Raw genomic sequence first — 12,837 nt, 5'->3', positions numbered from 1 at the left:
GGACCGGCCGTCAGGCGGCGGGCGAGCCCGGGAGGTCGCGCGCGAGCGCCTGCCGGGCCTCACGGCGCCGCCGCTGCTCCCCCGGCTCCGGCACGGGGGCCGCCGCCAGCAGCCGCCGCGTGTAGTCCTGGCGCGGTCGCTGCAGGACCTCCTCGCGGTCGCCCTGCTCGACGACGCGCCCGTCCTGCAGGACGACCACGCGGTGGGAGAGCAGGTCGATGACCGCCAGGTCGTGGCTGACGAACAGGCAGGCGAACCGGTACCGCTCCTGCAAGGCGGTGAACATCTGCAGGACGCTGGCCTGGACGGACACGTCGAGCGCCGACGTGGGCTCGTCGGCCACGAGGAGCTCGGGATCCAGCGTCAGCGCCCGCGCGATGCTCACCCGCTGACGCTGCCCGCCCGACAGCTCGTGCGGGTAGCGGTTGTAGGTGCTGCGCGGCAGCTCGACCGCGTCCAGCAGCTCGTGCACCCGCGCCTGCCGCTCCCGCGCGCTGCCGGCCTTGTGCACGACGAGCGGTTCGGCGATCGCCTCGCCGATGGGCAGGCGCGGGTTCAGCGAGCTCGCCGGGTCCTGGAAGACCACGCCGATCCGCCGCCGCAGCGCCCGCGCCTCCCGGCCCTTGAGGCCGTCGAAGCGCTGGCCGAAGATCTCGACCGTCCCGCTCGCCGCGGGGATGAGGCCCAGCGCGCACCGCGCGATCGTGGACTTGCCGGACCCGGACTCCCCGACGAGGCCGACGATCTCCCCCCGGTCCACCGTGATCGACACGCCGTCGACGGCCCGGAACGAGGGGCTCCCGAGCCGGTGGTACTCGATGACGAGGTCCGTCAGCCGCACAGCAGGACCGGACGCGTCGTCGTCGCCGGACCCGGTGGAGGGCTGGACCCCGCCGAACTGCCCGGGGCCGAGGCCCAGGCGCGGGACCGACCCCAGGAGCCGGCGGGTGTACTCGTGCCGCGGCCGGTTGAGCACCTCGTCGACCGTCCCGGACTCGACGATGTCGCCCCGGAGCATGACCGCCACGCGGTCGGCGATGTCCGCCACCACGCCCATGTTGTGGGTGATGAGCAGGATGCCGGAGTCCAGCTCGTGCTTGAGGGACCGCAGCAGGTCGAGGATCTCCGCCTGGACCGTCACGTCGAGGGCCGTGGTCGGCTCGTCGGCGATGATCACCTTGGGGTCGCAGCTGATGGCGATGGCGATGACCACGCGCTGGCGCTGCCCACCGGACAGCTCGTGCGGGTACTGGCGCAGCCGCCGCTCGGGCTCCGGGATGCCGACGAGGCGCAGGAGCTCGACGGCTCGCGCGTCCGCCTGCTTGCCGAAGGCGATGCCGTGCAGCTCGAGCGCCTCCGTGATCTGCGTGCCGATGGTCAGCACGGGGTTGAGCGCCGTCATGGGCTCCTGGAAGACCATGGCCACGTCGTTGCCGCGCAGGTCCCGCAGCTCGCGCTCGTCGAGGTCCCCGACGACGCGGCCGCCGACGGTGACCGTGCCGGTGACCTTGGCGTTGCGCGGCATGAGCCCCAGGGCCGTCATGGACGTGACGGACTTGCCCGAGCCGGACTCGCCGACGAGCGCCACGACCTCCCCTGGACGCACCTCGAGGTCGATGCCCTTCACGGCGTGCACGGACCCGAACTCCGTGGTGAACCGCACGTCGAGGCCCTCGAAGCGGAGGACCGGCGCCCGGCCGGCGGCGCCGTCCGGCGGGGTCGGCGGCGGGGTCTGCGGCGGCGTCTGCGACGGGGTCGGCGGCGGGGTCGGCGGCATCTGCGTGCTCACTCGGCGGTCCTGTTCTGTCGCGGGTCGAACGCGTCGCGCAACCCGTCCCCGATGAAGTTCACGCACAGCGCGATGGCCAGGATGAAGGCGCCCGGCCACCAGAACAGCCAGGGCCGCGCGGTGAACGCCTGCTGGTACTGGCTGATGAGCGACCCCAGGGACACGTCGGGCGCCTGCACGCCGAACCCGAGGAAGCTCAGCGAGGTCTCGAGCAGGATCGCGGCGGCGATGGAGAAGGTCGCGGCGACGATGATGACGCCCACCGTGTTCGGCAGGATGTGCCGCACGATGATCCGGGCCGAGCCCGTGCCGACGGCGCGCGCGGCTGAGACGAACTCGCGCTCGCGCAGCGACAGCACCTCGCCGCGCACGAGGCGCGCCAGCGACGTCCAGGAGACGAGGCCGAGCACGAGCGCGAGCCCGATGATCCCGGCCTCGGAGGCGATGGACCCGAGCACGGCCGCCAGCACGAGCAGCGGGATGACGATGAACACGTCGGTCAGCCGCATGAGCACCGACTCGACCCAGCCGCGGAAGTAGCCGGCGATGCCGCCGATCAGGGTGCCGAGGAACGTCGAGACGAGCCCCACCGTGAACGCGATGATGAGGGAGATCTGCGTGCCGCGCATCGTCAGGGCGAAGTAGTCCTTGCCCGTCGACTCCTGCCCGAACGGGTGCTCCCCGATCGAGGGCGGGAACAGCCCCATCGTCGGGCGGCCGCCGTCGACGACGGGCGCGGTCGTCGTGAAGCTCTTGCCCCACCACCCCGGGATCGGGCCGATGCCGATCGACGTGAACGCGAGCACGGTGATGGACGCCAGGACGACCATGCCGACGATCGCGCCGCGGTGCCGGAAGAAGCGCCGCCGGACGAGCTGGCCCTGGCTGAAGGACCGCTCCTCCCCGGGCCGCGGTGCGGGCCGGTCGTGGACGGACACGCCGATGACGTCACCGGCGCCGGCGTTCGGCGTCGGGACTTGGTCCCGGTCGACGGGGCGGTTCGGGTCGTGGTCAGACATGGCGGCCTCCGGACGACGGCACGGCGGGGACGGCGGGCTCGACGACGAGCGCGGTGGGCGCGAGGGCGCGCGCGGCGCCGCTCACCGCCGGATCCGCGGGTCGAGGGAGGCGTAGGCGATGTCCGCCAGCATGTTCATGAGGACGGCGGCCGTGCCGGTCACGAGGAAGAACGCCATGACGGGCGCGGGGTCCACCGCGTCGAGCCCGGTCGCGAACAGGTCCCCCATCCCGCGCCAGCCGAACACGCGCTCGGTGATGACCGCGCCGCCGATGAGGCCGGCGAAGTCGAACGCCACGATCGTCGTGATGGGGATCAGCGCGTTGCGGAAGGCGTGCTTGACGATGACGACGCGCTCGGACAGGCCCTTCGACCGTGCGGTGCGGACGTAGTCCTGCTGCATCGTCTCCAGCATCGACGAGCGCGTGTAGCGCGAGTAGCTGGCGACGGAGATGAGGGTGAGCAGCACGGTCGGCAGCAGCAGCTGCGTGCCCTGGTCGAGCGCGCTCTGCCAGAAGTCGCCCGCGAAGTTGGGGGTCTGCGCACCGATGGTCGAGACGGGCCGGGGCTTGAGGCCCAGGAACGACGCCCACGCGAAGACGGCCCGGTCTACGACGACGAGGAGAACCATGACCGCCCCCGTCACGGCGGACAGCGCCATGGCGGTGCTGCGGGAGTACCCGCCCCACGCCCAGCCGACCCCGAGGGCGACGACGACGGCGCCCACGAGCAGGAGGAGCAGCCGGCCCCAGGACGGCGCGTCGAGCAGCGGGTCGGCCAGCAGGGCGCCGACGGCGCACACCGCCACGGTGGTGAGGGTCGCGTAGAGCACCCGCCGGTTCCTCAGCCCGGCGACGAGCGCCGTCGACCCGACGGCCACGGCGGCGCCGACGAGGACCACGACGCCGATGCCGAGCGCGGGGCGGCGGAACCACCCCACCGCTCCGAAGTAGGTGAGCGCCGCCGCGACGAACACGGCCGTGACGACCCCCGTGAGCAGCCGGCGGCGCAGGTCGCCGCCGAGCACGGACTGCAGGAGGAAGCCGAGCACCAGCGCCACGACCACCGCCTGCACGAGCGAGATCTGCGGGTCGGCGATCCAGTCGTTGTACCGGATGGCGCCGAACTCCTTGAGGAGCACGGCGGCCCAGAACACGGGGAGCGAGAAGAACAGGAAGGTCAGGAAGGTCACCGCGTAGTCGAACCCGGAGTACTGCCGGATCGCGGTGATGATGCCCACGGCGATGCCGATGACGATGGCGAGCACCGTCGCCAGCAGGACCAGCCGCAGGGTGGCGCTGGCCGCCTGGCCCAGCAGGCTCACGACGTCGACGCCGTTGCGCGTCACGCCCAGGTCGCAGCTGAGGGTCACGCACTTCGACACCCCGACGAGCCAGCCCCAGTAGCGCTCGTACCAGGGCCGGTCCAGCTCCATGAACGCGATGCGCTGGGCGATCAGCTGCTCGCGGTTGTCCGCGTTGGACTCCCGGAGGTCCTCGAGCGGGTCGCCGGAGTTGATCGTCAGCACGTACATGAGCAGGGACGCACCCAGGAGGATCAGGAACGAGATCCCCAGGCGTCGCAGGATGAATCGGAGCACGGGACAGCGGCCTTTCGGAGGGTGCCACGACGGCGGGCGTGCGGCGACGACAGTAGACGACGGGCGGGCGGGACCTGTGCCGCACGCCACACGGGTGGGACGGGGCCCACCCCGTCCCACCCGTGCGCGAGCTGAAGCGGGTGCCGGCCGTCAGCGCGACGGCCGGCGCCCGTACCTCACTCGGCCGTCGCGCTCTCGCGCACCCACTGCTCGGCGTTCCACGCGACCGTGCTCTGCGTCGCGGTGTCACGCACGTTCTGGATCGTGGAGTCGTACGCCACGACGCCGGGGTGCGCGAACACCGGGATGCCGTACAGGTCGTTCCACAGCTCGGTCTCGATCACCTTGACCTGCTCGAGCTGCTCCGCCTCGTCCAGCGTCGAGGCCAGCGTGTTCCACGCGTCGTCGACGACCTGGCTGGAGTACCCGCCGTAGTTCTGGGCACCCGTGGAGGAGTAGATGTTCTGGCCGGAGACGATCTGGCCGGAGCCGGCCCACGCGAAGAGGGCGACCTCGTAGTCGTTGTTCGGCAGGACCTCGTCGAAGAACGCCTCGCTGCCGGCGTCGACGACGTTGAACCCGGCCTGGTCGCACGAGTCCTTGATGAGCGCGACCTCGTCGGCACGACGCGGGTTGGGCGCCGAGTAGCCGATGCGGACCTCGATCGGCGTGGCGACGCCGGACTGGGCGATGAGGTCGGTCGCGGCCGCGATGTCGACCTCGTCGTACCGGCCGTCGTAGGACGCCTCCACGACCTCGTCGTAGGTGTCCTGGAACGGGAACACCTCGCGGGCGTTCATGACCTCGGCCTCGGGGTCGATCGGCTTGATGAGGTTGTCGACGATGAGCTGGCGCGGGACGCAGGACGCGAAGGCCTGGCGCAGCTCGAGGCTGTCGGCGAAGACGCCGGCGTTGAAGTTGAAGTCCAGGTGCTCCCAGGTCAGCGACGGACCGGTGAGCAGGGTGACGGAGTCGCCCAGCGCCTCGATCTGGCTGATCGTGTCGACCGTCGCCTGCGGCTCGATGACGTTGAGGTCACCGTTCTGCAGCGCCTGGACGTGCGTGTCCGCCGCGGCGAACCGGTAGACGAGCGTGCTCGTCGCGGGCGGGGTGCCCCACCACTCGGGGTTCGGCTCGAGCGTGATGCTCTGGCCGGCCTCCCACGACGCGAGCTGGTACGGGCCCGAGCTCGGTGCGATGGCCGGGTCGGGCAGCTCGCCGGGGTTCGGGGACAGCCAGCCGGTGTTCCAGAACTCGGCGGCGGGCCGCAGGGCCTCGACGTCCTTGGCCTGGATCGCGGCCGTCAGCTCCTCGAGCGTCATGCCGGCCTGCTCCGCGACGATGTGCGCCGGGAAGAAGCCGGAGACGGCGATCATGTAGTCCGGGAACGGGTTCGTGTACTCGAGCGTGAACGTCTTGCCGCCGGGCTCCCCCTGGGGGCCGTCGGGCACGCGGGTGCCCTGGTCGAGGCCGGACACGCTGTTGAACAGCGGGACCGGCAGGCCGTCGGCGTCCGTGCCGTCGGTGATGGCCTGCGTCGCCCAGTCGAGCAGCGCGTCCTCGTACGTGATGGGGGTGCCGTCGGACCACACGGCCTCGTCGTTGATCGTGTACTCCACGACCATCGGGTCCTCGCTGACGAGCTCGATCGAGCCGAAGTCCTCGTTGACGTAGATGGTGCCGTCGGTGCCGAAGTAGGTGAACTGGCTCTGGAACCGGTCGTTCACCACCGAGTTGTAGGTGCTGTAGGTCTCCGGCGTGTTGCCGTTGTACCCCAGCCACTCGTCCTCGCCGAGGGAGTAGTAGATGGTGTCGTCGACCGTCTCGACGTCCCCGAGGTCCTCCTTGTCGGTGCCCTCGTAGGTCGAGCCACCGGCGGACGCGCTGCTGCCGGCGCCGCCGCCCGTCGCCTCGGTCTCGGCGGGCTCCGGGCTCGTGCACGCGGTGACCGCGAGCGCCAGGGCGGCCGCGGCGGCGACTGCGCCGCCGATTCGTCTGGTCCTCAATGTTCCTCCTCGGAAGGGGGGGACGTCCCGCCCGCCGCAGCCCGCGCATAGGTGTGCACGGGCCACCGGCGCGCTCGTCCCGCCACGGGGTCACCGGAACGCTAGTCCGGCGGAAAGGGACATACCGGACACCCCTCGTCGCCGCACTGCGATCGTTACCTGATCGATACTGGTCGGTAAGGTCCAGCATCCGGGATCGGGCAGGGTGAAACATACGCGACACGGGATCGTTACACAGCCCCCGACGCGCCCCGGTGCACCGCGACGCCCCCGCGCAGAGCACGTGGCACCTCCGCCGCGCGCTCGACGTCGTCGAGCAACCGCTCCACGTCCGCTGCGGGCGCCGGGGAGTCGATGCGTGCGGTCCACGTGACGCCGGTGGAGGACCATCCCGGCGTCGTGAACGACCCCGTGACCGCGACGTGCACGCCGTCGACCCGGACGCCCGTGCGCTGCGCCTCGCGGTGCACGTCGTTGAGCACGCAGACGGCGACCGCCAGGTGCAGCACGTGCGCACCCGTCAGCGCCCCGCGCACGGCCACGCCGCCGGGTGTCCAGGCGTGCGGCAGGACGGCGAGCGGGTCGGCCAGGCCGTCGCGGGCCGTCCCCGAGGCGACCTCCACCTCGAACGGCCCGGCGGTCCCCGTGCCCTCCGCCGTGCCGTCCGCCGTCCCTTCCGCCGTGCCGCCCCCCGGGCTCATGCCGTCCGGCGCGCCTGCTCGCGGCGCTGCGCCCGCTCGAGGGCCGTGCGCCGGTCCGCCTCCGTCTCCTCGTCGGCGCGCCGCGCGGCGTCCGCGTCGAAGGTGAGGTTGTCACCCGACTCCGGGTCGAACACCATCAGCCGCGCCGGGTCGAACCACAGCTCCACCTGGTCCCCGTCGTGCACGCGGCTCTCCGCCCCCAGCGAGGCGACGAGCTGCGAGCGCAGCCCCTCGCCGTCGAGGTCGCGGTCAAGCTCCTCGAGCGTCGACCGCACGTCGTCGCGGGCCTCGTAGGGCACGTAGGCGTACAGCTCGGCGCCGAGCCACTCCACGACGTCGACGTCCACGGTGAACCGCACGCCGGCCTTGTCGTGGTCGAGCTGGGAGGAGTCCTCGAGGTGCTCGGGGCGAAGGCCGACGATGAGCACCTTGCGCCCGTCCAGGCGCTGCCGGACCACGTCCGGCAGAGGCACGTCGGCGAACGGCAGCCGCAGCCGGTTCCCGTCGACCTCGGCCGGCAGCAGGTTCATCGGGGGCGAGCCGATGAAGCCCGCGACGAAGAGGTTGACCGGCTGCTCGTACAGCGCCCGCGGGCTGGCGACCTGCTGCAGCACGCCCTTGCGCAGCACCGCCACGCGGTCCCCCAGCGTCATCGCCTCGGTCTGGTCGTGGGTGACGTACAGCGTCGTGGTGCCGAGGCGGCGCTGGATGCGGGCGATCTCCGTGCGCATCTGCCCGCGCAGCTTGGCGTCGAGGTTCGACAGGGGCTCGTCGAACAGGAACGCGCGGGCGTCCCGCACGAGGGCGCGACCCATGGCCACGCGTTGGCGCTGGCCGCCGGAGAGGTTCGCGGGCTTGCGCTCGAGGTGCTCGTCGAGCTCGAGCGTGCGCGAGGCCTTGCGCACCCGCTCGCGGATCTCGTCCTCGCTGTACTCCCCCTTCTTCAGCCGCAGGGGGAAGGCGATGTTCTCGAACACCGTCAGGTGCGGGTAGAGCGCGTAGTTCTGGAACACCATCGCCAGGCCGCGGTCGCGCGGGGCACGGTCGTTGACACGCTCGCCGTCGATCTCGAGGTCGCCGGAGGTGATGTCCTCCAGGCCGACGACCATGCGCAGCAGCGTGGACTTCCCGCAGCCCGACGGGCCCACGAGGATGACGAACTCCCCGTCCTTGACGTCCAGGCTCACGTCGTTGACGGCCGGGAACCCGTCGCCGTACTGCTTGACGACGTTCTTCAGGGTGATGGCGGCCATGGACGTCCTCCTGGTGCGATGACGGTCGCGGTGACGGGATCGAGGGTGCGCCGGGCGCGCGGTCGGGCCGGCTCAGCCCTTGACGGCGCCCTGGGTGAGGCCGGAGACGATCCGGCGCTGGAAGAGCAGGACGAGCACGACGACGGGGATCGTCACGACGACCGCGGCGGCCGACGTGGCCCCCGTCGGCTCCTCGAACTGCGAGGCGCCGGTGAAGAACGCCAGCGCGGCCGGCACCGGGCGCGAGGCCTCGGTGGAGGTCAGCGAGATGCCGTAGACGAAGTCGTTCCAGGCCAGGAAGAACGCGATGATCGCGGTGGTCGCGACCCCCGGCCACGCGAGCGGGACGATCACCTTGCGGAACGCCTGCCAGGTGGTCGCGCCGTCGACCTGGGCCGCCTGCTCCATCTCCCACGGGATCTGCCGGAAGAAGGCCGACAGCGTCCAGATGGACAGCGGCAGGGTCACGGACAGGTACGGGATGATGAGGCCGGGCCACGTGTCGTAGAGCCCGATCGACCGCCAGATGTTGAACAGCGGCGTCACGATGCTGATGACGGGGAAGATGGCCACCGCCAGCGCCGTGGTGAGCACGAGACGCTTGCCGGGGAACTCCAGGCGCGCGATCGCGTAGGCCGCCAGCGAGGACAGGACCACGGAGATCGCGGTCGCGATGAGGCAGATGCCGATGGAGTTGCGCAGCGCCGGCAGGAACAGGTCCGACGCAGCCCCCGTGAGGATGAGCGCGTAGTTGTCGAACGTGACGGTCTGCGGGAAGAACGACCCGTCGTCGAGGTCGCCGGCCCGCTTGAGCGACAGGTTGACGATCCACAGCACGGGGAACAGCGCGTAGACGACGACCGCGGCGCCGAGCAGCCACCACAGGACCTTCTCGCGGGTGCGCATCAGGCCTCCCCCCTCGCCTTGGCCAGGTCGACGCGGAACCCCTTGACGAACAGGATCGCGATCGCGATGACGCACAGGAACAGCAGCACCGACACGGCCGACCCGATGCCGATCTCGAACCGCTGGATGGTCTGCCGGTAGGCCAGGAACGCGAGCGACTCCGTGCCGGCGGCGCCGTTCGTCATGATGAAGATGTTGTCGAAGATGCGGAACGCGTCGAGCGTGCGGAACAGCAGGGCCACCATGATCGAGGCCTTCATGTTGGGGATCGTCACGCGCCTCATCCGCTGCCACCACGTGGCGCCGTCGACGCGGGCGGCCTCCTGCAGGTCCTCCGGCACCTGCGCGAGACCCGCCAGCAGCAGCAGGGAGATGAACGGGGTCGTCTTCCAGATCTCCGAGATGATGATGACCGTCACGGCGGTCGGGAAACTGGCGAACCAGTCCGTCCCGTCGTCGACGAACGGCAGCCACCGGTTCGCGAAGCCCGACGTCAGGTCGAACATGTAGAACCAGGCAAAGCCCGAGACGACGGTGATGATCGCGTACGGGATGAGGATCGCCGTGCGCACGACCGGCCGCAGCCCCGAGATCGCCTAGTGCATGACGAGCGCCAGCGCGAAGCCGATGACGAGCTCGACCGCCACGGTGATGACCGTGATGAGCACCGTGACCCCGAAGGCCTGCCACCAGATGGGGTCGGTGAGGATGAGGACGTAGTTCTCCAGCCCGACGAACCGCCGGGCCCCCGGGTCGGTGAGCCGGTAGCTGTAGAGCGAGTCGACGGCGGCCTGGAGGATCGGGTACCCGACGACACCGACCATGACGAGCATCGCGGGGGCGACGAGGAGCAGGCCCAGCCGCCGCTCGCCGTGCAGCCGGTCGGAGGACGCGCCGCGGCGGCGCCCGGGCGGGCGGCCCGCCGCGGGCGGACGGGCGGCGGGGGCCGAGGTCGCGGTGCTCACAGCAGGGCCTCCTGACGCAGCACGGCGGTGATGAGCTCGTCGGCACGGCGCGGCGAGGTGTCCGGCGAGACGCCACCCGGCGGGTGCCACGTGCGCTGCAGGCTCGTGGAGATCTCGTTGTAGAAGGGCGTCTGCGGCCGGGGCGCCGCCTGCTGCAGCGACTGGCGGATGACGTCGGCCATGGGGAACGACTCCCGCACCTCGGGGTCGTCGAAGGCGGACAGGCTCGAGGGCGGGTTGCCGTCGCTGACGAAGTAGGCGGCCTGGTTCTCGGGGCTGACGATGCAGCGCACGGCCTCGAAGGCGAGGTCGGCCTGCTTCGAGAATGCCCCGACGCCGATGTTGATGCCGCCGTACGGCGGGCGGGCCTCCTGCCCCTCGTCCGTGGCCGGGTACAGCGCCCACCCGTAGTCGTCGAGCGTCGCCTGGTCCATGGACCCGGCCTCCACCGCGCCCTGCGCCCGCGGCCAGACGAAGGGGTAGTTCACCATGAAGCCGGCCCGGTCCCCCTCGAACATGCTCGCGTTGACGTCCTCGGTGGCGTTGGCGAGCTGCGGCCCGCCGACCCCGGTGTCGGCGATGCTCGCGATGATCTCGGCGGCCCGACGCCCGGCGTCGGAGTCGAGCGTCGGGACGACGTCCTCCTGGTCGGCGGCGGCGTCCTCGAGGACGTGCCCGCCCGCGGACTCGACCAGGGCGTTCACCCAGACCGTCAGCGACTCCGCCCGCGTCCCCTGGACCGCGAGCGTCACGTCCTGGGACTCCGCCGCCTCGACGAGCTGGTCCCACGTCACGGGCTGCGACATGTCGAGCCCGGCGGCCTCCGCCACCGAGGTGCGGTACCAGAGGAGCTGCGTGTTGGCCCAGAACGGCACGGTCACGAGCTCGTCCTCGAACGTGGCGCCCTGCAGCGCGCCCTCGGCCACGTCCTGGGTCACGGCCTCCTCGACGTCGTCGGGGATCTCGGCCAGGAAGCCGGCGCGCGCGAACTCGGGGATGAAGGGCGGGTCGATGCTCATGAGGTCGATCGACGTGTCGTTCGCGGCCAGGCGCCGCAGCAGCTGCTCGCGCTGCCCGGGGGCGTCGCGCGGGAGCAGCGTCGTCGTGATCGTGTACGCCCCGCCGGCCTCCTCGGTGCACCGCGCGGCGATCTCCGCCTGTCCCCCGGAGTCCGGGTTGATGTACCAGGTCAGCTCCGGCGTCGAGGACTCCGGCGCGCACGCGGCCAGCGTCACGGCGAGCGCGGCGGTCCCCCCGGCGGCGACGGCACCGCGCCAACGCCCTCCGCGTGCGTGCCCTCGCGTCGTCGGTCCTCGCACCGCGGCCCCCGGTCGTCGTCGTCCGGTGAACCTCGCCCGCTGCCGTGCCCTGCCGCGCCCGTCGGGTGCTCCTCGACGGGTGCTGCGGCCGGCGCTGCTCACCCTGCCTGCCAGCACTGTGCCGGGACAGCGGGGGTCCCGCCACCGGAGGACCGGGTCGGGGAGCGGCCCGCGGCGGGCACGGGGTCAGACGTTGAAGCGGAACTCCACGACGTCGCCGTCGGCCATGACGTAGTCCTTGCCCTCGATGCGCGCCTTGCCGGCGGCGCGCGCGGCGGCCACGGACCCGGCGGCGACGAGGTCGTCGAAGGAGACGACCTCGGCCTTGATGAAGCCCTTCTGGAAGTCCGTGTGGATGACGCCCGCGGCCTGCGGAGCCGTCCAGCCCTGGCGGATGGTCCAGGCGCGCGACTCCTTGGGGCCCGCCGTCAGGTAGGTCTGCAGGCCGAGGGTGTGGAAGCCGACGCGCGCGAGCTGGTCGAGGCCCGACTCGCTCTGGCCCGTCTCGGCGAGCATCTCCCGCGCCTCGTCCTCGTCGAGCTCGACGAGCTCGGACTCGAGCTTGGCGTCGAGGAAGATCGCGTCCGCGGGGGCCACGAGGGCGCGCAGCCGCTCCTGCATGGCCGTGTCCGCCAGGCCCTCGTCGTCGGTGTTGAAGACGTAGATGAAGGGCTTGGCCGTCATGAGGCCGAGCGGGGCGATCTCGGCCAGGTCCAGCCCGGCGGCCGCCGCACCCTGGGACAGCGGCGTGCCGGCCGCCAGGATCTCCTGGGCCTTCTGCGCGGCGGCCAGGAGCGCCGGCTCCGCCTTCCTGGCCCGCACCTCCTTCTCCAGGCGCGGTACCGCCCGCTCGACGGTCTCGAGGTCGGCCAGGACGAGCTCGGTCGCGATCGTCTCGATGTCGTCCTCGGGGTCGACCGCCCCGTTGACGTGCACGACGTCCGGGTCGGCGAAGGCGCGGGTCACCTGGCAGATGGCGTCCGCCTCGCGGATGGTCGCCAGGAACTTGTTGCCCAGGCCCTCCCCCGTGCTCGCGCCCTTGACGATGCCGGCGATGTCGACGAAGGACACGGTCGCGGGCAGGACGCGCTCGGAGCCGAAGATCTCCGCCAGCGTGGCCAGCCGCGGGTCCGGCAGGGGGACGACCCCGACGTTGGGCTCGATCGTCGCGAACGGGTAGTTCGCGGCGAGCACCTGCGCGCGGGTCAGGGCGTTGAAGAGGGTGGACTTGCCGACGTTGGGCAGTCCGACGATGCCGATGGTGAGGGCCACGTCGCACC

Annotated in this window: 9 protein-coding genes and 1 pseudogene; all 10 read right to left on the bottom strand. The window is 71.8% G+C overall.

All coding sequences use genetic code 11. From position 1 onward, the window contains the following. Window positions 1–10: 10 nt before the first annotated feature. The 10 genes and pseudogenes from AC2TDM_RS05800 to ychF all read right to left on the bottom strand — a co-directional run bounded on the left by AC2TDM_RS05800 (window position 11) and on the right by ychF (window position 12,829). The gene (locus tag AC2TDM_RS05800) at window positions 11–1,777 is read right to left on the bottom strand and encodes an ABC transporter ATP-binding protein (RefSeq protein WP_484636393.1); all 1,767 of its coding nucleotides are present in this window, start codon (window positions 1,775–1,777) and stop codon (window positions 11–13) included. 8 nt (window positions 1,778–1,785) lie between these two features. Continuing rightward, a complete protein-coding gene (locus AC2TDM_RS05795; RefSeq protein WP_484636092.1) occupies window positions 1,786–2,808 on the bottom strand; it encodes an ABC transporter permease in 1,023 nt (340 codons plus the stop codon). Between the two features lie 81 nt (window positions 2,809–2,889). After that, window positions 2,890–4,407, bottom strand: coding sequence for an ABC transporter permease (locus AC2TDM_RS05790; protein ID WP_484636091.1), 1,518 nt, complete (start codon window positions 4,405–4,407; stop codon window positions 2,890–2,892). Between the two features lie 176 nt (window positions 4,408–4,583). Beyond that, window positions 4,584–6,413 carry an ABC transporter family substrate-binding protein gene (locus AC2TDM_RS05785; RefSeq protein ID WP_484636090.1) on the bottom strand — a complete coding sequence of 610 codons (1,830 nt, stop codon included), beginning with the start codon at window positions 6,411–6,413 and terminating at the stop codon, window positions 4,584–4,586. Window positions 6,414–6,643: 230 nt separating this feature from the next. Then, on the bottom strand, window positions 6,644–7,114 hold the full coding sequence (locus AC2TDM_RS05780) for an OsmC family protein (protein ID WP_484636089.1): 471 nt from the start codon (window positions 7,112–7,114) through the stop codon (window positions 6,644–6,646). Next, window positions 7,111–8,367, bottom strand: coding sequence for an ABC transporter ATP-binding protein (locus AC2TDM_RS05775; protein WP_484636088.1), 1,257 nt, complete (start codon window positions 8,365–8,367; stop codon window positions 7,111–7,113). Before AC2TDM_RS05775 ends, AC2TDM_RS05780 begins: the two co-directional genes overlap by 4 nt. Window positions 8,368–8,439: 72 nt before the next feature. Beyond that, window positions 8,440–9,273, bottom strand: a complete 834-nt coding sequence (locus AC2TDM_RS05770; RefSeq protein WP_484636087.1) for a carbohydrate ABC transporter permease — start codon at window positions 9,271–9,273, stop codon at window positions 8,440–8,442. Further along, window positions 9,273–10,238 (bottom strand): annotated as a pseudogene (locus tag AC2TDM_RS05765) (carbohydrate ABC transporter permease). The gene AC2TDM_RS05770 and the pseudogene AC2TDM_RS05765 overlap by 1 nt, the downstream one beginning before the upstream one ends. Further along, window positions 10,235–11,473 carry an extracellular solute-binding protein gene (locus tag AC2TDM_RS05760; protein ID WP_484636086.1) on the bottom strand — a complete coding sequence of 413 codons (1,239 nt, stop codon included), beginning with the start codon at window positions 11,471–11,473 and terminating at the stop codon, window positions 10,235–10,237. The pseudogene AC2TDM_RS05765 and the gene AC2TDM_RS05760 overlap by 4 nt, the downstream one beginning before the upstream one ends. Before the next feature lie 270 nt (window positions 11,474–11,743). Further along, entirely contained in the window at window positions 11,744–12,829 is a 1,086-nt protein-coding gene (gene ychF / locus AC2TDM_RS05755; protein WP_090033529.1) for a redox-regulated ATPase YchF, read from the bottom strand. Window positions 12,830–12,837 lie beyond the last annotated feature (8 nt).

The sequence above is a fragment of the Cellulomonas sp. plas2 genome (genome assembly GCF_057221735.1).
This window is presented reverse-complemented; position numbering and strand designations above follow the sequence as displayed.

Excerpts from the sequence above, each read along its gene's own strand:
- AC2TDM_RS05770 (WP_484636087.1), bottom strand. The coding sequence starts at position 9,273 with ATGCGCACCCGCGAGAAGGTCCTGTGGTGGCTGCTCGGCGCCGCGGTC.
- AC2TDM_RS05775 (WP_484636088.1), bottom strand. The coding sequence starts at position 8,367 with ATGGCCGCCATCACCCTGAAGAACGTCGTCAAGCAGTACGGCGACGGG.
- AC2TDM_RS05795 (WP_484636092.1), bottom strand. The coding sequence starts at position 2,808 with ATGTCTGACCACGACCCGAACCGCCCCGTCGACCGGGACCAAGTCCCG.
- AC2TDM_RS05800 (WP_484636393.1), bottom strand. The coding sequence starts at position 1,777 with ATGCCGCCGACCCCGCCGCCGACCCCGTCGCAGACGCCGCCGCAGACC.
- AC2TDM_RS05780 (WP_484636089.1), bottom strand. The coding sequence starts at position 7,114 with ATGAGCCCGGGGGGCGGCACGGCGGAAGGGACGGCGGACGGCACGGCG.